We start from the raw sequence: 18,157 nt of genomic DNA on the forward strand, positions 1-18,157 counted from the left end.
ACCGCAATTTAATATCATAAAATGATCGATTCCCTACATAAACGCCAAAGTGAGTTGGCAAATAGCAACAAACAACTGGAATTTCTATCCAACGGTATCTTTAAAAATGGCGAACTTACCACCTTCAACAATAAAATTGCTGAAACCAAACAGTTCCCATTAAAACCAAAAAAACTGGAAGTACTTCAAATCAATTTGGGCTACATGTGCAATCAGGTTTGCGAACACTGCCATGTGGATGCTGGTCCAGACCGAAAGGAAATCATGACCAAAGACACCATGTTACAATGCTTAAAGGTGATAAAAAACACGCAAGCTCACACCCTGGACCTTACTGGTGGTGCCCCAGAAATGAATCCCCATTTTAAATGGTTTGTGGAAGAAGCAACCAAAATTGGCATAAAGGATGTTATTGTGCGCTCCAACCTAACCATATTAAGGGCGAATAAAAAATATTACAGCCTCCCGGGGTTTTTTAAAAAACACAACATTCATGTGGTGTCCTCCATGCCTCATTGGACCAAAGGCAAAACCGATAAACAACGTGGTTCTGGTGTTTTTGATAAGTCCATTAAAGCACTTCAGGAACTCAATGCCATAGGTTATGGCATGCCAAACAGCCACCTAAAACTGGATCTGGTGCATAACCCTTCTGGTGCTTTTTTACCGGGAAATCAGGTGGCTTTGGAAAAAGAGTTTAAAAAAGCACTGCTGGAAGATTTTGGCATCCAGTTTCATAACCTTTTTACCATTACAAATTTACCCATCAGTAGGTTTTTGGATTACCTCATTGCCTCTGAAAATTACGAGGACTACATGTACGCGCTGGTAGAGGCCTACAATCCAGAAACCGTTAAAAACCTCATGTGTACCAATACCATTTCTGTGAGTTGGAATGGCTTTTTATACGATTGCGATTTTAACCAAATGCTGGAACTCCCTGTAAACAGCAACCTAAAACATATTAGTGAATACAACGAAGAAACATTGCAAAACAGAAACATCATCACCTCACAACATTGCTATGGTTGCACTGCTGGCGCTGGCAGCAGCTGCCAAGGAAACCTAATTCCATAGTAAACAGACAGCTCATGAGCCAAAAACACAAAGTACAACCTAAGCACAAGTCACCTAAACATGAAACATAATCTCTCAATCATATGCTTATTCTTTGTAGCTGCATACACTGGATTTGCTCAGGAAAGCTTGGATGGCTTACTCAAAAAACACCATACTTCAAAAGTCCCATATATCTCTGTGGAAGAATTGGCCATGCCTAATACCCAAGCCTTGATTTTGGATGCTCGTGAGTTTCAAGAATACCAAGTAAGTCATATCAAAGATGCTGTTTTTGTTGGTTACAACACCTTCAATTTAGAGCAAACAGCCTTATTAATCAACAACAAACAACAGCCTATTGTAGTCTATTGCTCCTTAGGGATCCGTTCCGAAACAATTTCCAATCGCTTATTAAAAGCTGGCTATACCAATGTCTACAATGTATATGGAGGTATATTTGAATGGGTTAACAATGGGTTTGATGTGTATGACAGCAAAGGCAATAAAACCAATAACATCCATGCTTTTTCTCCTGAATGGAGCAAATGGCTTAAAAAAGGGAATAAAGTTTTTAATTAACAAATCATGGGCATTCTAAATACCAAAGACACCAATAACAACAAGGAATTAGCTTTCAGTTTTCATTTCCCAACTTCCAAAAAAGCCCTAATCATCTTTACCAGAAACCCGGAATTGGGAAAATGCAAAACCCGTTTGGCTAAAAGCATTGGGGACGAAGCTGCTTTAACCATTTATAAATACCTATTACAGCATACAGCAAACATAACAGCTCCTGTTTCGGCAGATAAGTTTGTTTTCTATTCTGAAAACATTCTTGAAAATGATATTTGGGACGATACCATCTTCAGAAAAAAACTGCAAGAAGGCACAGATTTGGGCCTAAGAATGCAAAATGCCTTTATCGAACTTTTTAATACGGGATATGACAAAATCATGATTGTTGGCAGCGATATTTTAGACTTGAACACCAAGCATATTTCAGATGCTTTTATTAAATTGGACACACACGATGCAGTAATTGGTCCTGCTCAAGATGGTGGCTATTATTTATTGGGAATGAAACAACTACTTCCTGATATTTTTAAAAACAAAACCTGGGGCACAGCTACCGTTTTAAAGGAAACCATAAAAAATTTACAAAACCAAAACCTCTTTCTTTTAGAAGAATTAAACGATATAGATACCTTTGAAGATGTTAATAACAATAAAATACTTAAAAAATTAGTGACTCATGATTAAATACATAATGGAAACAGCCGAATATTTAGAAGAAAAAGGCTTTTTAAATCCAGAAATAGGCATTATTCTTGGCACAGGATTGGAAAAATTGATTAACGATATCGAGGTCCTCGCCGAAGTTAGCTACAACCACATTCCTAATTTTCCCACTGCAACTGTGGAGTTTCACAAAGGAAAATTGATTTATGGAAACTTGGAAGGGAAAAAAGTGGTAGTCATGCAAGGTCGTTTTCATATCTATGAGGGCTACTCCTTACAGGATGTTACCTATCCCGTTCGCGTTATGGAAAAATTGGGCATTAAAACACTTTTGGTATCCAATGCCTCTGGTGCCATCAATAGTAACTTTAAAAAAGGGGAACTCATGCTTCTGGACGACCATATCAACCTCCAAGGCAGTTCTCCCTTGGCCTTTAAAGGAGTGGAACTTTTAGGGGAACGCTTTACAGACATGAGCGAACCTTACAACAAAGCTTTAAACAATACCTTTAAACACATTGCCAAATCACAAAACATCACCTTGCACGAAGGGGTGTATGCCAGTGTGGCTGGTCCACAACTGGAAACAAGGGCCGAATACAGAATGCTGAAAATTATTGGGGCTGATGCCGTTGGCATGAGTACGGTTCCAGAAATTATAGTGGCCAATCATTTAAATTTAAAAGCTGCTGCAGTTTCTGTCTTAACTGATGAATGCGATCCAGACAACCTAAAACCTGTAAACATCAGTGAGATTATTGAAATGGCCGGCAAAGCCGAACCCCAAATGATTACCTTGTTTAAGGAATTGATAAAGACACTCTAAATTGTAATCAAATTATCTCCTGCAAGGCTTCAAAAAACCTTGCAGGCTTTAAAACAGATGTCATGGAAAAATACCTGGAAATAATAAAAAACGCCTATACTGGCTATTGGAATTATCTCATAAAAGAGATAACGTCTTTCAGTTATTGGGATAATTATTTCTATGGTCTCATCATCATCTCCTTAGCTGTTTGGATACTGGAAATCTTGTTTCCGTGGAGAAAAAACCAAGCGCTTTTTAGAAAGGATTTTTGGCTGGACACCTTTTACATGTTCTTTAATTTCTTCTTGTTGAACTTGATTGTCTTTATTGCCCTATCCAATACAGTAGCCGAAATTTTTAACGATATCCTAGGACTTGTAGGACTATCGCTTTCCAGCTTTCAATTGTTTGAAGTGAATAAGCTACCTAAACCCTTGGGACTTTTCATCTTTTTTATAGTGGCCGATTTTGTGCAATGGAACACACACAGATTGTTACATCGTGTGCCTTTTCTCTGGAATTTCCACAAAGTGCACCATTCCGTTAAAGAAATGGGCTTTGCTGCTCACTTACGCTATCATTGGATGGAACCTGTGGTTTACAAATCCATTTTATACATTCCATTGGCCATAATTGGTGGTTTTGAGGCTCAAGATGTTGCCTTGGTACACTTCTTTAACATTACCATAGGCCATTTAAACCATGCCAACCTTGGTTGGGACTATGGCAAATTGAAATACATTTTCAACAACCCAAAAATGCATATTTGGCATCATGCCAAAAAGCTTCCCAAACATGCAAGGTTTGGGGTAAATTACGGACTAACACTTAGCATTTGGGATTACCTTTTTAAAACCAATTACGTTCCTGAAGATGGTCGGGATATTGAATTGGGCTTTTCTGGGGACGAAACCTTCCCTAAAGATTTTGTAAACCAGGAACTATATCCATTAAAATTTAAACCTAAAAATGAAGACTAAAGCTTACATATTGATTGTTTTATTGGCTGTATTGGCTCTATCACTTCCCACAAAAGCCCAAAACCTAAACGATCATGCCTATAACAAGCTGCTTCAAAAACATGTCAATAGTTTTGGTGAGGTGAATTACCAAGCCATAAAAACAGACCCTCAATTATTGCAGGCCAGTTTGGAAGGGTTTACAAAAACCCAACCCAACAAATCTTGGTCTCAGGAAGAACGTTTAGCTTATTGGATCAATGCATACAACGCTTTTACCATCAAACTGATTATAGACCACTATCCCATTAAAAGCATTAAGGACATTAAAAATCCTTGGGATCAAGAATTCATACCAATTGGTAAACAACTCATGTCTTTAAACCAAATTGAGCATGATATCTTAAGAAAGATGAAAGAACCCAGATTTCATTTTGCCATAGTTTGCGCTTCAAAATCCTGTCCTAAGTTATTGAATGAAGCCTATACTCCTTCAAAATTAGATCTACAATTAACGCTTGCGACTGAAGAATTTCTTTCGGATGAAACCAAAAACAATCTATCTGAAGAAACCATCAAACTCTCAAAAATATTTAAATGGTTTTCTGAAGATTTTACAACCAATGGCAGTCTAATCGATTTTTTAAACCTTTATGCTCCCATTGAAATCTCTCAAAAAGCAAAAAAAAGTTACATGGATTACAATTGGGACTTAAATGAATAAAATCTCCATCATCATCCCAATTCTAAACGAAGCAGAAAACATCCAAAACCTGCTCCAACACCTCATGTGCAACTCCAAGGAAGAAAATATTTCAGAACTAATAATAGTTGATGGAGGCAGTACAGATAACTCCCAGGAGCAAATTAAAACCTTTATCGGCTCAAGTGCATCAAAAACAAACATAAAACTTTTAAATTCCCCTAAAGGAAGGGCCAAGCAAATGAACCTAGGAGCAAAAACAGCGCAAGGCAACATCCTTTACTTTTTGCATGCCGATTCCTTTCCTCCCAAAAACTTCGATCAATACATTATAAATGAAGTCAAAAACGACCATTTAGCTGGTTGTTTTAGAATGCAATTCAACCACAAACATTGGTGGCTGCGCTTGGCAAGTTGGCTTACCCAATTTCACTGGAGAGCCTGTAGAGGTGGCGACCAAAGTCAGTTTATCACCAAAAAATTGTTTCAGGAAATTGGAGGATATAATGAACGCTATATCATTTACGAAGACAACATCCTAATTAACCAACTCTACAAACGCAAGCAGTTTAAAGTCATCAACAAAAAACTCACAACCTCAGCCAGACGTTACGAGACTCATGGCATTTGGAAACTTCAATATCATTTCTGGGCCATTTATGTTAAAAAATGGTTTGGCGCTTCTCCCGAAGAACTTTACAAATATTATAAAAAACACATTGCTTAAAACCTGTTGATAACCCCTAACTTTCTGATTGAAAAATCGTTGTCCATTTAATTTCCGTTTGCTACATTTGTAGCGAACATTCGCTAAAATCAATTAAAACACACAACCAACCATGAAAATCACGAAAGTACTTGTTGCCAACAGAGGGGAAATTGCCATTAGAATTTTTAGGGCTTGTACAGAAATCAATGTAAGAACCGTTGGTATTTACACCTTTGAAGACAGATATTCCCTACACAGATATAAAGCTGATGAATCTTATCAAATTGGGGAGGACAACGATCCTTTAAAACCCTATCTGGATATAGATGAAATTATAAAAGTAGCTTTGGAATGTGGTGCCAATGCCATTCATCCTGGTTATGGTTTTTTGTCTGAAAATGCACAATTTGCGCAAAAATGCGAAGAAAATAACATCATATTTATTGGCCCTAAAGTATCTGTTTTAAAATCTTTAGGTGATAAGATTACAGCTAAAGAAGTGGCTGTGGCCAATAACATCCCTATCATCCAAAGTAACCAAAAACCTCTTAAAGATATTGACACAGCACTGTCTGAAGCTAAAAACATTGGCTATCCCATTATGTTAAAGGCTGCTTCTGGTGGTGGTGGTCGTGGTATGCGCGTCATACGACAACCCGAAGAACTAAAAGGGGCTTTTAACGAAAGCAAGCGTGAAGCCTTGAATGCTTTTGGAGACGATACCGTGTTTTTGGAAAAGTTTGTTGAAAACCCAAAACATATAGAAATTCAAATTGTAGCAGATAACTATGGAAATACGGTTCATTTATTTGAACGCGATTGTTCGGTGCAACGTCGTTACCAGAAAGTCATTGAATTTGCTCCTTCATACGATTTGAATCAAGAAACCAAGGATGCCCTTTATAAGTATGCCATTAATATTTGTAAGGCTGTTGATTATAACAACATAGGAACCGTGGAGTTTTTAGTGGATGATGACGGCTCCATCTACTTTATTGAAGTCAACCCAAGAATCCAGGTAGAACACACAGTAACCGAAGTGGTAACAAACATCGATTTGGTTAAAACACAACTTTTTATTGCTGGTGGCTATAAATTGTCGGACCAACAAATAAAAATACCAAACCAGGAAGCCATAAAAGTAACAGGGTATGCATTACAATGCAGGATCACCACCGAAGATCCCCAAAACGATTTCAAACCAGATTATGGAGAAATAACCACGTATAGAAGTGCTTCCGGTTTCGGGATACGTTTAGATGCTGGTTCTGTGTATCAAGGAGCCATTGTGTCTCCTTTTTTCGATTCCATGTTGGTAAAAGTGACTGCCAACAGTAGAACGTTAGATGGTGCCTGTAGAAAAGTACGTCGTGCTCTGGCCGAATTTAGAATTCGAGGCGTAAAAACAAACATGCCGTTCCTGGATAATATTTTAAAACACGAAACCTTTAGAAGAGGTGATGTAACCGTAAATTTCATCAAGCAAAACCCAGATTTATTTGTCTTTAAAGCCCCAAGAAACAGAGCCACCAAATTAGTGACATATTTAGGGGATGTGATAGTCAATGGAAATCCTGATGTTAAAAAAACAGATCCAACCAAAACCTTTGTAAAGCCTGTTGTTCCTAAATTCAATCCAAATGGCAGCTATCCTGAAGGGACCAAGGACTTACTCACAACCTTAGGGCCAGATAAATTTGCCCAATGGCTAAAAGCCGAAAAGAAAATTCACTTTACAGACACCACCATGCGCGATGCGCATCAAAGTTTATTGGCTACCAGAATGCGAACCTACGACATGCTGAAAGTAGCTGAAGGCTATGCCAAAAACAATCCCGACATTTTTAGCATGGAAGTTTGGGGAGGAGCCACCTTTGACGTTTGTTTCCGTTTTTTGCAGGAAAATCCATGGGAACGCTTGCAACTTTTGCGTAAAGCCATGCCAAACATCCTACTTCAAATGTTGATTAGGGGATCGAATGGGGTTGGCTATACAGCTTATCCAGACAACCTAATTGAAAAATTTGTGGAGCAATCCTGGGAAAATGGCGTGGATCTTTTTAGGATTTTCGATTCGCTTAACTGGATGAAATCCATTGCGCCTTGTATCGAACATGTAAGAAACAGAACCCAAGGTTTGGCCGAAGGTTCCATCTGCTATACAGGTGATATTTTAAATCCTAAAAACACCAAATACAACCTTAAATATTACACAACTTTAGCAAAAGACATTGAAAATGCTGGAGCCCATATTTTGGCCATTAAAGACATGGCTGGACTGTTGAAACCTTATGCTGCCTTCGAATTGGTTTCTGCCTTAAAACAAGAATTGAACATTCCTGTTCACCTGCACACGCATGATACCTCTTCCATCCAATCGGCTACTTACTTAAAAGCCATTGAAGCTGGTGTGGACGTGGTAGATGTGGCACTAGGAGGCTTATCGGGTTTAACCTCGCAACCAAATTTTAATTCGGTTGTGGAAATGATGAAATTCAACCCACGAGAAAATTCACTAAACATCGACTCCCTAAACGAGTATTCCAACTATTGGGAAACGGTAAGGGAGTATTATTACCCTTTTGAATCTGGTTTAAAAGCTGGTTCTGGGGAAGTATTCAAACATGAAATTCCTGGAGGTCAATATTCCAATTTAAAACCACAAGCTCAAGCATTGGGTCTGGAAGACCGTTTTCACGAAATTACAGCCATGTATGCAGATGTCAATCAGCTTTTTGGAGACATTGTAAAAGTGACTCCAAGTTCCAAAGTTGTTGGAGATATGGCTCAATATTTGGTAAGCAACAATCTAACCGTTCAAGATGTATTGGAACGAGGAGACAGCATTTCGTTTCCACAATCTGCAGTGAGCTTCTTTAAAGGCGACCTAGGCCAACCTGTTGGTGGCTTTCCTAAAGACCTTCAGAAATTAATTTTAAAAGACGAAAAACCTTATACAGATAGACCAAATGCCCATTTGGAACCCATAGATTTTGAAAAGGAATACGAGGCTTTTAGAAAGATTTTCGAAAAAGATCTAAGCAGACCTTTAAAAATAACCGATTTCCTATCCTACAAACTCTATCCTAAAGTTTTTACGGATTCTTACAACAAACATTTGAAGTATGACAACCTGATGAATCTACCGACCAAAAATTTCTTTTATGGTATGGAAATAGGTGAGGAAATCATTGTGGAATTGGACAAAGGCAAAACACTTCTTATTACTTTGGATTCGGTAGGAAAACCTAATGAAGATGGTATGGTAACCGTGTATTTTAAAGTAAACGGACAAGGCCGATCGGTTCAAATAAAAGACGAATCGATTAAAATTGATAAAGTGGAACACCTAAAGGCAGACAAAGCCAATACCAAAGAGATTGGCGCTCCTTTACAAGGTTTGTTATCTACCATTTTGGTCAAGAAAGGAGACAAAGTGACCAAAAACCAACCTTTGTTTATAATTGAAGCCATGAAAATGGAAACTACCATCACTGCCAACGAAGCTGCCACAGTAAAACAATTGGTTTTAAATCCTGGAGTCATGGTAAATTCAGAAGATTTGGTAATTCGTTTAGAATAAAATTAACATCAAAAACTGAAAGGTCTTCTTATTTTTATGGACAAAACAGCAAAACAAACTGTATGAAACCTGACAACCCTGAAACTAAAGAAGAACCTAATTTCTTTAAATGGGCATTTAAATATGCTGCCACAGCCGGAATAGCAGGTATTATATGCTGCGTGGCTCCAGCCGTCTTATTCATGTTTGGACTCATGGGAGGCATTTATGCCATTTCCTTTGCCGATTTCTTTTATGCCGAAGACGGTTCCATTGGAACAGGCTCGTGGATTCTTAGAGGTCTCGCAGTAATAATTGGTGTGTATGGAATTTATCTTTACCGAAAAAAGCAAAATCAATGTTCCATGGATCCTAAAAGAAAAAAGAAAAACCTCATTTTAATGATCGTTATTACCTTTATTTTGGGGCTTGGCATCTTTTTGTCATTAGAAAAATGGTCTTCTTGGTATTTTGATGAACATATTGTTCCTGCCCAACAAGAAGAATACAAGCAAATGGAACTTCAGGAGTAAGTGTTTTTCCTATTTGAAAAATGATATCCAGAAATTCATGGAAAAAGATGCCTTATAACTTAATAACTAAATAACTTAATAACTTAAAAAAATAGAATTTAGCCAAATCATTCATGCCAATACTAAAAGTTATTATTCCTGCATATAACGAAGCTGATTCTATTGCGAAGGTCATTCATGATATCCCTAAAACGGTAAACGAAATTATTGTAGTGAACAACAATTCCACCGATGCTACTGAAGTCAATGCCAAACAAGCAGGAGCAACCGTTTTAACGGAGTCCAGAAAAGGATATGGCTATGCCTGCCTAAAAGGAATGGCTTATGTGTCCAAACAAAAAATAAAACCAGATATTGTGGTCTTTCTTGATGGCGATTATAGCGATTATCCAGAAGAATTAACTAAAATAGTTCAGCCAATTATTGAAGATAACATCGATTTTGTAATTGGAGCCCGTGTAAAACGACTTAGAGAACCTGGCTCCATGACCCAACCTCAAATTTTTGGGAATTGGCTGGCCACCTTTTTAATGCGTATCATGTTTGGTTCAAATTTTACAGACCTAGGGCCTTTTAGAGCCATTAAGTACCAAAAACTACTGGCTTTGAAGATGGAAGACAAAACCTATGGATGGACTGTGGAAATGCAATTAAAAGCCTTGAAACAAAAACTATCTTACATTGAAATTCCTGTGAGCTATAGAAACCGAATTGGAGTTTCAAAAGTCTCTGGCACCTTAAACGGAGCCATTATGGCTGGTATTAAAATTTTAGGTTGGATTTTTAAATACAGTTTCAAATGATGTATTTGCTTAGTGTCATCATAGTTGTATACACCATTGCCCTTACGCTGATATTTATCTATGCGTTGGCGCAGCTCAACTTGCTTTCAAATTATTTAAAGGCTCAAAAAAAACAATCTCAAGCTGTTAAATTTGACTTTTCAAATCCAAATAACATTCCTTTTGTCAGCATTCAACTTCCTGTGTATAACGAAATGTATGTGATGGAACGTTTGCTTGAAAATATTTCCAAAATGGATTATCCAAAAGACAAATTGGAGATTCAGGTTCTGGACGATTCCACAGACGAAAGTTTGGAACTTACCCAAAAATTGGTAAAACAATTGAAACTTTCAGACGTTAACATAGTGCATATTCACAGAACAAAAAGGACTGGGTTTAAGGCAGGTGCATTAAAAGAAGGACTGAAAGTTGCTAAAGGGGAATTTATAGCCATTTTTGATGCCGATTTCCTTCCAAGGCCAAACTGGTTAAAGGAAACCATCCCTTACTTTAAAGATGAAAATATTGGTGTTGTACAAACCCGTTGGAGCCATCTAAACAGGAACCATTCCGTTTTAACAAAAATCCAAGCGTTTGCGCTGGATGCCCATTTTACCCTGGAACAAGTAGGCAGAAACAGTAAATCCCATTTTATAAATTTTAATGGAACAGCTGGTGTATGGCGAAAAACCTGTATTCTGGAAGCTGGAAATTGGGAAGGAGACACCCTAACGGAGGACTTGGATTTAAGCTACAGAGCCCAATTGAAAAACTGGAAATTTAAGTACCTGGAAGACGTTGAAACCCCAGCCGAACTTCCTATGGCAATAAGTGCTGCACGTTCACAACAGTTTAGATGGAACAAAGGTGGCGCAGAAAACTTTAGGAAAATGGCTTGGAAACTCGTTAAGAACAAACATATATCAGCAAAAACAAAAGCTCATGGATTACTGCACTTATTAAATTCCACCATGTTTTTAAACATCTTTATTGTGGCCGTTTTAAGCATTCCCATGCTTTATATTAAAAACGAATATGAATCTTTAAAACCTTACTTTTATGTCATGAGCTTTTTTGTGGTGAGCTCGATAATTTTCTTTGTTTGTTATTGGTTTATGTACAAAAAAATATACGGCAACGGCTTAAAAGACTTTATAGAGTACCTAGGTATGTTTTTTACCTTTTTCTCAATAGCTATGGGTTTTTCGCTGCATAATTCCGTAGCTGTCCTGGAAGGACATTTTGGAAAACGCAGTGATTTTGTGAGAACCCCTAAATTCAACATAAATTCATTATCAGACAGCTGGAAAAACAACAAATACCTTTCTAAGAAAATTCCAATTTATGTGCTTTTTGAAGGGCTATTGACGCTCTATTTTGGGTTCGGTATGTATTCGGCTTTTGTAGTGGGAAATCAAGGTGGCGATTTTGGTCTTTTCCCGTTTCACCTCATGCTATTTCTAGGGTTTGGCTATGTTTTTTTTAAATCCGTAACATCAAGTGCTTAAAGTTTTGAAACATCTATTCGAAACAGTTCAGCAGCATTTTTCCATAGAATCAGTTCTTTTTTTTCATCTGCCAGTTCCAGTTGGTCCATAAATTTCAAATAGGATTTCATATTGGAAATAGGCCAATCTGTTCCATAAAGCAAATAGTTTGGATCGCCAGCATAGGTAATCATTTCTTCGATTTCCTTTTTCATATAACGCTCAAACTTTTCGGAAAAATCTCCAAGCACCAATCCAGAAATATCGGCATAAACGTTTTTGTTTTTATAGACCACCTCCATACAATCCTTAATCCAAGGGTTTCCTACATGACAAATAACAATTTTTAGGTCTGGGTAATCCACTGCTAAATCGTCTATATGTAAAGGATGTGAATACTTTACTTTTCCAGTTGGCGCATAGGTGTCTCCAGAATGAAACATCACAGGTACATTGTACTCTATAGCCATTTCGTACCATACTTTCAATCTGGTGTCATTAGGATAAAAGGGTTCGTAACCAGGATAAAATTTCAAACCTTTAATCAACCCGTTTTCAAGATACTCCCCTATTTCCCTAATATCCCTATGATTGTAATTCAGGTAACTGATTCCAGACACAACTCCCAAGTTATTCCTGTCTTTAATGGCTTCAACTACCTGTTTGGTGCTTGGTCTATGCTCATTAACCTTATAAGATGATAATACCAATGAATATGCTACCTTATTTTCCAACATGGTTTCTGTTAACCGGTTTAAACATTCGTTTAGCGACACCACTCTATCTTCGTGATAATTGTTGATATGGGTATGTACATCTATAATCATATATCTTGCTTAAGGTTGTTTTTATTTTATTTCTTTAAGAACAGCTGCATAAGCTGCATTTTCCTCTAAACTTTTAGATGAAAGAGCTATGGCTCGAAACAGTTCCAAATGGGCAAAGTCGTTACTAGGAACATAGTCCTTATCGTTATATTTTGGATTTGCTGAAAGTTTAACAACTACGGTTTTTGTTGTTGGGTTTACATAAATATATTGTCCGTAAACACCCATAGCCATAAATTCCCCTTGCTTACTTTCTGGAATCCACCATTGATAGCCGTAACCAAAATGGGTTTCGCTAGGTTGAACATGTGGTGCATCTGGATGTGTGGAGGCTTCAACCCACTGTTTTGGCACTACTTGCTTGCCTTGAACCACTCCTTTGTTTAAAAACAAGGTGCCCATTTTGGCAAAATCCCTAAGTGTTAAATTTAAACCTCCTAATACCATTTCCATCTGTTCCCCATCCAACAACCAATAACCATCATATTCCATGCCCAAAGGATTGTATAATTTTTCTTGCATGTATGCTGTGATGGTTTTTCCTGTGGCCCTTTTTAAAATCATACCCAATACATGCGTGTTTATACTTACATAATGGCATACGGTTCCAGGTTCCAATTCGCGATCTAAACTGGCAGCAAAGGCGTCTTGGGAATTCCCCATGGCAAAACCTCTGCCCCAACGATTGATATCGCTAAAAAAATCGGCATAATCTTCATTAAATTTCACTCCTGTGGACATCTGAAGGACGTCTTTAATCTTTACACCTTCATAAGCAGATTCTTTCAGTTCTGGAACATAAACTTCAACAGTTTCGTCAATGCTCTTAATATAACCTTCATGGACTGCAATTCCCATTAAAGCTGATATAACCGATTTTGCCATGGACCACGAAATGTTTCTTGTGGATTGGGTATTTCCCAAATAATAATTTTCAAACACCAAACTGTCCTGCTGAATCACTAAAAATCCGGTGGTCCAGGAATCTTCCAAAAAAGACTCTGTCTGGTACTTTTTGCCATTGAATTGAAAACTTTCCGGTAGTTTGATGCTAGTAGCTTTTGGATATGCCAATTTATTCTCTGGAGCTTCCAAAACGGCCACTGGCCAAACGGAATCAAATGACCTAAAATTACTTACAATCTGGTCTTCATCAAAAAGATGCATGGTTAAATTTAGCATTTTGTATTTTGGATAAAACCAAATACCAAATACAATAAGTATGGCCAACAAACCCAATCCAATTTTTTTCCATGTTTTCATAAGAGTCCTATGTTTAAAAAACAGCTTGTAAGATAACATCTAATTTGTACTTTATTAAAAAAAAGCCTGTTTTATTTGTCATGGAAATGGATTGGGTTTTAAAAAACAAATTATGGCTATCTTTGATTCATGCTATTAAACCCTACATTTTTAAAGCTGTATAAATTTCCAATATTACTGGCTATTTCAAGCTTGTTGTTCTATTTTGGCTTTGCCTACAACCTACAAAGAACAGATTCCATTAAGCTTGTAACCTTATATGTTGCTTTGTTTTTTGTGTTTTACAAACTGGTTAAACTTACTAAAAGCAATCTCTTGTTTTTAACTGTATTGGCTTTTGCATTTAGGGCTGTTTTTATTTTGGCCATCCCAAATCTGTCACAAGATTTTTATAGGTTTATCTGGGATGGACGTATGGTTTTACAGGGTTTTAACCCCTATCTTTACACGCCATATTTTTTTATTTCCATAAACGATTTTCCAATTCCTCAAGCCCAAGAACTGTATTTGGGGATGGGAAGCCTAAGCGCCAATCATTATACCAATTATCCACCATTGAACCAATTGTGTTTTGCTTTAGCCGAATTGTTTCCAGGAAAAAGCATCTTAAGCTCTGTTATTGGCCTTCGACTTATAATTATAGCAGCCGATTTTGGAACGCTTTATTTTGGAAAAAAACTACTGCAACAATTAAAATTGCCTGTTCATCATATTTTTTGGTATGTATTAAATCCGTTTATAATTATTGAGCTTACTGGCAATCTGCATTTTGAAGGTGTCATGATTTTCTTTTTGTTATGGAGTTTGTATTTATTGTCATGCAATAAGTGGTTTTTGGCAGCTGTTGTCTTTGCCTGTTCTGTTTCCATAAAGCTTATTCCATTGCTATTTTTACCTTTGCTTTGGCAGTGGTTTGTACCCAATAAAAAAGATGCTTCTATCTGGCTTAATATTATAAAATTAATAGGGTTTTATGCTGTTGTTGGTTTATTTGTTGCTTTACTATTTACGCCATTTTACTCACAACAATTCATACTAAATTATGCTGAAACCGTTGGTTTATGGTTTCAAAACTTTGAGTTTAATGCAAGCCTCTATTATATTGCCAGGGAAATAGGATACCAAATAACAGGCTATAATGAAATTGCCATAATAGGAAAATTTATGGCGCTATTGGTGTTTATTATGGTGATTGCTTTGGCTTTTTTTAGAAAAAATGCCACCATGGTTCAACTTTTTTCTGCCATGCTTTTTGCTTTAACTTTTTATTACTTTACAGCCACAACCGTTCATCCTTGGTACATTGCAACGCTTTTAATATTATCCATTTTTACTAAATACAAATTTCCATTGGTTTGGAGTTTGGTAATTATTTTAAGTTATTTGGCGTATGCAAATTTCAACAATACCGAAAATTTATGGGTAGTGAGTTTGGAATATGTCGTGGTTTATAGTGTATTTTTGTACGAAATTTTAAGAAAAGAATCTGTTGAAACTAAATTTCCCAAAACTCTTTAGGCGTATTGCCAGAATTATAGCAACGCTTTTAATTTTATATGTCCTTTCGTTGGTTTTTGTTTATTTTAATCAAGAACGTTTCTTTTTCAACCCAAAAACACTGGCAAAAGATTACCAATTTGAGTTTGAAGAACCTTTTGAGGAACTCAATATTCCAGTTGCAGAGAACACCAATTTAAATGCAGTGCTGTTTAAAACCGAAAATCCCAAAGGCGTTATCCTATATCTACACGGAAATGCTGGAGCTATTCACGATTGGGGAAAACGCGCTTCGTTGTATTTAAACAATCAATACGATATTTTATTTGTGGACTACAGAGGTTATGGAAAAAGCGATGGGTCTTATTCTAATTCCGAAGAGTTGTTTAACGACATGCAAAAGGTTTACGATTACACAAAAACACGTTACCATGAAGAAGACATTGTAGTCCTTGGCTTCTCTTTAGGTTCTGGGTTGGCCAGTTATTTAGCTTCTAAAAACAATCCGAGGATGCTTATTTTAAACGCTCCTTATTATTCATGGAAAACCTTGATTACAGAAGAAATTGCTCCTCTCATTCCAGGGTTTATCATAAAATACGACATTCCTTCCTATCAATTTGTCAAGCAGGTAACTTGTCCCATCAAGATTTTTTATGGTACAAGGGATTTTTTAATCCATCCGGATACAAATGCCAAAAAACTTCAGGCATTGCAGCCAAACAACATAACACTGTATCCTATTACAGATGCTGGACACAATGGTTTGCATATTACCAAACAGTACTACGAAGATTTAAAACAGGTACTCTAAACTTCCAGTCTTTTTTATTGTTGTATCTTTTGAAGAACATAAAAAATCCCGTATCCAAAAATACCATTTACTTTTGGAAAGTGTCGGCATAATGCACTTACAAAAGGAATTTGGCTATAAACATATCTACCACTTCTATAACAATAAGAATGATAATAACCCATTCCAATCTGCTACTCTCTTTGTGGTCCATGATGTCCTTAAAAAGCTCCAGGTTTTCTTTAATAATTTCAATTCTATCGTGAATTAACCTATATCTGTCTTTTAAATCAAAGGTTTGTTTTAAATCCGTATTAAGCTTGTTAAGCTGTTCATTTTCCCAAGTAATTACAGGAGAATCAAAAATGTACAAGTTTTCTAAAATACGGTTCTTTATGTTTAAAACCTTACCTATAAACCGTTTCAACTTGTTCCCGGAAATATCCAGCTTACCTTTGTTTTCCAGGTATTTAGTATGTTTATTGGTTTCCATTAAAAGTTCTTCCGTAATTTCGGAATAACCGTTTAAGGCAACAGATTGCGAAGTGTTTAGCATCACCAACCTTATCATTTCTTGATTGAGTTCTGGCAAAACCACATGGTCAAACTGAACCTTTAAGGTATTGGGCTAGATGTAAATAGGAATCTCGTCGGAGTTTTTTTGGGTGAAAAAAGGATCACAAAAAGGTTTTATGTCCATAAAGGCTTTTTCAATTTCGGCTGGAACCATATTGAAAAAACAAACCAGTCCATAATGAAAAATGTAAATAAAGCTGTCTTTGGAACTTTTATAAAAAAGTTCATCACTATCTTGAAACAACAACTGCCATGGCAGTTGTTGTTTGCAGGTTTTTATTTGGATAGTGTTTGCTACTTGATAAGCAACAACGGAGTACATTATGATTTAAAGATGTTATTGGAATCCTTAAAGCATTTAAACTCCAACATATAATCGTTTGGATCTTTAATAAAGAAGGAGGTGTGCTCTCCTGCCTTATTACTTAAAAACGTGGATTTTTCCACTAATTCCATATCCAGTTCCTTAAGCTTGGAATAAATGTTGTTCCACGTATTTTCATCTACTATAACCCCAAAATGGAAAGCAGGTAAAATTTTACCTTCAAACACATAATTAGGACTGTTGAAATTAAATTTCTCGGCTTTTATAAACGTTAATTGATGACCAAATAAATTTATATCCACCCAAGTTTGGGTAAATCTGCCAGAGGTTGCGCCAATCCTGTTTAAGTAAAAGTTTTTGGTTTCTTTTACGCTTAAACATGGTAAAGACATGTGAAATGACGTATTCATAAAGTTACAGATTAAAGTGGTTTTAAGCTTTCTACTCTGTAAATTACGAAATCTTCGTCATTATCTTCATAAACTTCAATAAAAGTTATTTTAAAAGATTTGTTAATCAAACTTTTATCGTTTTTCAAATCGAATTGTTTTAAAACTCTAGGATGAACTTCGTCGAAAACCAGTTCTTCTCCATTTTCAAACAAGAAGGTAAAATACCCGTCTTTATATGATAAAAATTCAGCTTCTCTCATCACTACAACACTTTAATCTTCATCATCAACATCTACGTCGTCTTCTTCGTCCTCCACATCATCCTCATCATCCACATCGTCTGCATCATCAAATTCCAGGTCTTTAACAGCATCGTCTTCCCCAACAACCACGTCATCATCTGCATCGTTATCATCGTCTGAATAATCTTCCATAGCTTGAACCAATCTCACGCCCACTTTTACCAAGTAAATGGTGTCTTCGGTCCTAACTTCTACAGCTTCAACAATTTCATTTTTAATGTTCCTGAAGGAAATGATATCCTCATCATCATAACCGTCAGGGAATTTTTCAACAAGAAGATCCAATATATCTTCGTTTAATTTTTGATAGTCTACTATTACTCGTTTCATTTTAAATA

At 36.6% G+C, this 18,157-nt stretch carries 19 protein-coding genes and 1 pseudogene; 13 read left to right on the forward strand and 7 right to left on the reverse strand.

What is annotated here, in order from left to right; genetic code table 11:
- Nucleotides 1-21: 21 nt before the first annotated feature.
- The 11 genes from arsS (at nt 22) to D778_RS06550 (ending at nt 11,865) form a co-directional block, all read left to right on the forward strand.
- Nucleotides 22-1,077, forward strand: coding sequence for an arsenosugar biosynthesis radical SAM (seleno)protein ArsS (gene arsS / locus D778_RS06500; RefSeq protein ID WP_007648901.1), 1,056 nt, complete (start codon nt 22-24; stop codon nt 1,075-1,077).
- 60 nt (nt 1,078-1,137) lie between these two features.
- Entirely contained in the window at nt 1,138-1,638 is a 501-nt protein-coding gene (locus D778_RS06505; RefSeq protein ID WP_007648903.1) for a rhodanese-like domain-containing protein, read from the forward strand.
- 6 nt (nt 1,639-1,644) lie between these two features.
- Nucleotides 1,645-2,319, forward strand: a complete 675-nt coding sequence (locus tag D778_RS06510) for a TIGR04282 family arsenosugar biosynthesis glycosyltransferase (protein ID WP_007648904.1) — start codon at nt 1,645-1,647, stop codon at nt 2,317-2,319.
- On the forward strand, nt 2,312-3,124 hold the full coding sequence (locus tag D778_RS06515; protein WP_040491720.1) for a purine-nucleoside phosphorylase: 813 nt from the start codon (nt 2,312-2,314) through the stop codon (nt 3,122-3,124). Before D778_RS06510 ends, D778_RS06515 begins: the two co-directional genes overlap by 8 nt.
- Nucleotides 3,125-3,186: 62 nt before the next feature.
- On the forward strand, nt 3,187-4,086 hold the full coding sequence (locus D778_RS06520) for a sterol desaturase family protein (RefSeq protein ID WP_007648906.1): 900 nt from the start codon (nt 3,187-3,189) through the stop codon (nt 4,084-4,086).
- Nucleotides 4,076-4,789 (forward strand): DUF547 domain-containing protein, encoded by a 714-nt coding sequence (locus tag D778_RS06525; RefSeq protein ID WP_040491723.1) that lies wholly within the window; start codon nt 4,076-4,078, stop codon nt 4,787-4,789. The genes D778_RS06520 and D778_RS06525 overlap by 11 nt, the downstream gene beginning before the upstream one ends.
- Nucleotides 4,782-5,495: a TIGR04283 family arsenosugar biosynthesis glycosyltransferase gene (locus tag D778_RS06530; RefSeq protein ID WP_007648908.1), complete on the forward strand. Its 714-nt coding sequence runs from the start codon at nt 4,782-4,784 to the stop codon at nt 5,493-5,495. The genes D778_RS06525 and D778_RS06530 overlap by 8 nt, the downstream gene beginning before the upstream one ends.
- Before the next feature lie 112 nt (nt 5,496-5,607).
- Complete coding sequence (locus D778_RS06535) at nt 5,608-9,060, forward strand: pyruvate carboxylase (protein WP_007648909.1); 3,453 nt, start codon at nt 5,608-5,610, stop codon at nt 9,058-9,060.
- Between the two features lie 62 nt (nt 9,061-9,122).
- Nucleotides 9,123-9,572, forward strand: a complete 450-nt coding sequence (locus D778_RS06540; protein ID WP_007648910.1) for a hypothetical protein — start codon at nt 9,123-9,125, stop codon at nt 9,570-9,572.
- A gap of 113 nt (nt 9,573-9,685) precedes the next feature.
- Nucleotides 9,686-10,375 carry a glycosyltransferase family 2 protein gene (locus tag D778_RS06545; protein WP_040491725.1) on the forward strand — a complete coding sequence of 230 codons (690 nt, stop codon included), beginning with the start codon at nt 9,686-9,688 and terminating at the stop codon, nt 10,373-10,375.
- Complete coding sequence (locus D778_RS06550; RefSeq protein ID WP_040491727.1) at nt 10,375-11,865, forward strand: cellulose synthase family protein; 1,491 nt, start codon at nt 10,375-10,377, stop codon at nt 11,863-11,865. The genes D778_RS06545 and D778_RS06550 overlap by 1 nt, the downstream gene beginning before the upstream one ends.
- On the opposite strand, the gene D778_RS06555 is transcribed toward D778_RS06550, so the two are convergent.
- Together D778_RS06555 and D778_RS06560 are read right to left on the reverse strand one after the other, a co-directional pair.
- The gene (locus tag D778_RS06555; protein ID WP_007648913.1) at nt 11,862-12,671 is read right to left on the reverse strand and encodes an amidohydrolase family protein; all 810 of its coding nucleotides are present in this window, start codon (nt 12,669-12,671) and stop codon (nt 11,862-11,864) included. The two genes, D778_RS06550 and D778_RS06555, sit on opposite strands and share 4 nt — an antisense overlap.
- A 21-nt stretch (nt 12,672-12,692) precedes the next feature.
- Entirely contained in the window at nt 12,693-13,934 is a 1,242-nt protein-coding gene (locus D778_RS06560) for a serine hydrolase domain-containing protein (protein WP_007648914.1), read from the reverse strand.
- Nucleotides 13,935-14,063: 129 nt separating this feature from the next.
- On the opposite strand from D778_RS06560, the gene D778_RS06565 reads away from it, so the two are divergent.
- The gene (locus D778_RS06565; RefSeq protein ID WP_007648915.1) at nt 14,064-15,452 is read left to right on the forward strand and encodes an MptA/MptB family glycosyltransferase; all 1,389 of its coding nucleotides are present in this window, start codon (nt 14,064-14,066) and stop codon (nt 15,450-15,452) included.
- A complete protein-coding gene (locus tag D778_RS06570; protein ID WP_007648917.1) occupies nt 15,424-16,245 on the forward strand; it encodes an alpha/beta hydrolase in 822 nt (273 codons plus the stop codon). Before D778_RS06565 ends, D778_RS06570 begins: the two co-directional genes overlap by 29 nt.
- 97 nt (nt 16,246-16,342) lie before the next feature.
- Here D778_RS06570 and D778_RS14785 read toward each other — a convergent pair.
- The 5 genes and pseudogenes from D778_RS14785 to D778_RS06590 form a co-directional block, all read right to left on the reverse strand.
- Nucleotides 16,343-16,831 (reverse strand): annotated as a pseudogene (locus tag D778_RS14785) (RMD1 family protein); the annotation flags it as partial.
- Between the two features lie 21 nt (nt 16,832-16,852).
- Complete coding sequence (locus D778_RS14790) at nt 16,853-17,122, reverse strand: RMD1 family protein (RefSeq protein ID WP_007648919.1); 270 nt, start codon at nt 17,120-17,122, stop codon at nt 16,853-16,855.
- Nucleotides 17,122-17,535: a VOC family protein gene (locus tag D778_RS06580; protein WP_007648920.1), complete on the reverse strand. Its 414-nt coding sequence runs from the start codon at nt 17,533-17,535 to the stop codon at nt 17,122-17,124. Before D778_RS06580 ends, D778_RS14790 begins: the two co-directional genes overlap by 1 nt.
- Nucleotides 17,536-17,546: 11 nt before the next feature.
- Complete coding sequence (locus D778_RS06585) at nt 17,547-17,777, reverse strand: hypothetical protein (RefSeq protein ID WP_007648922.1); 231 nt, start codon at nt 17,775-17,777, stop codon at nt 17,547-17,549.
- Nucleotides 17,778-17,789: 12 nt separating this feature from the next.
- Nucleotides 17,790-18,149: a hypothetical protein gene (locus tag D778_RS06590; RefSeq protein WP_007648923.1), complete on the reverse strand. Its 360-nt coding sequence runs from the start codon at nt 18,147-18,149 to the stop codon at nt 17,790-17,792.
- Nucleotides 18,150-18,157: the final 8 nt, after the last annotated feature.

The sequence above is a fragment of the Xanthomarina gelatinilytica genome (assembly GCF_000348685.1).
Taxonomy (GTDB): Bacteria; Bacteroidota; Bacteroidia; order Flavobacteriales; family Flavobacteriaceae; genus Xanthomarina; species Xanthomarina gelatinilytica.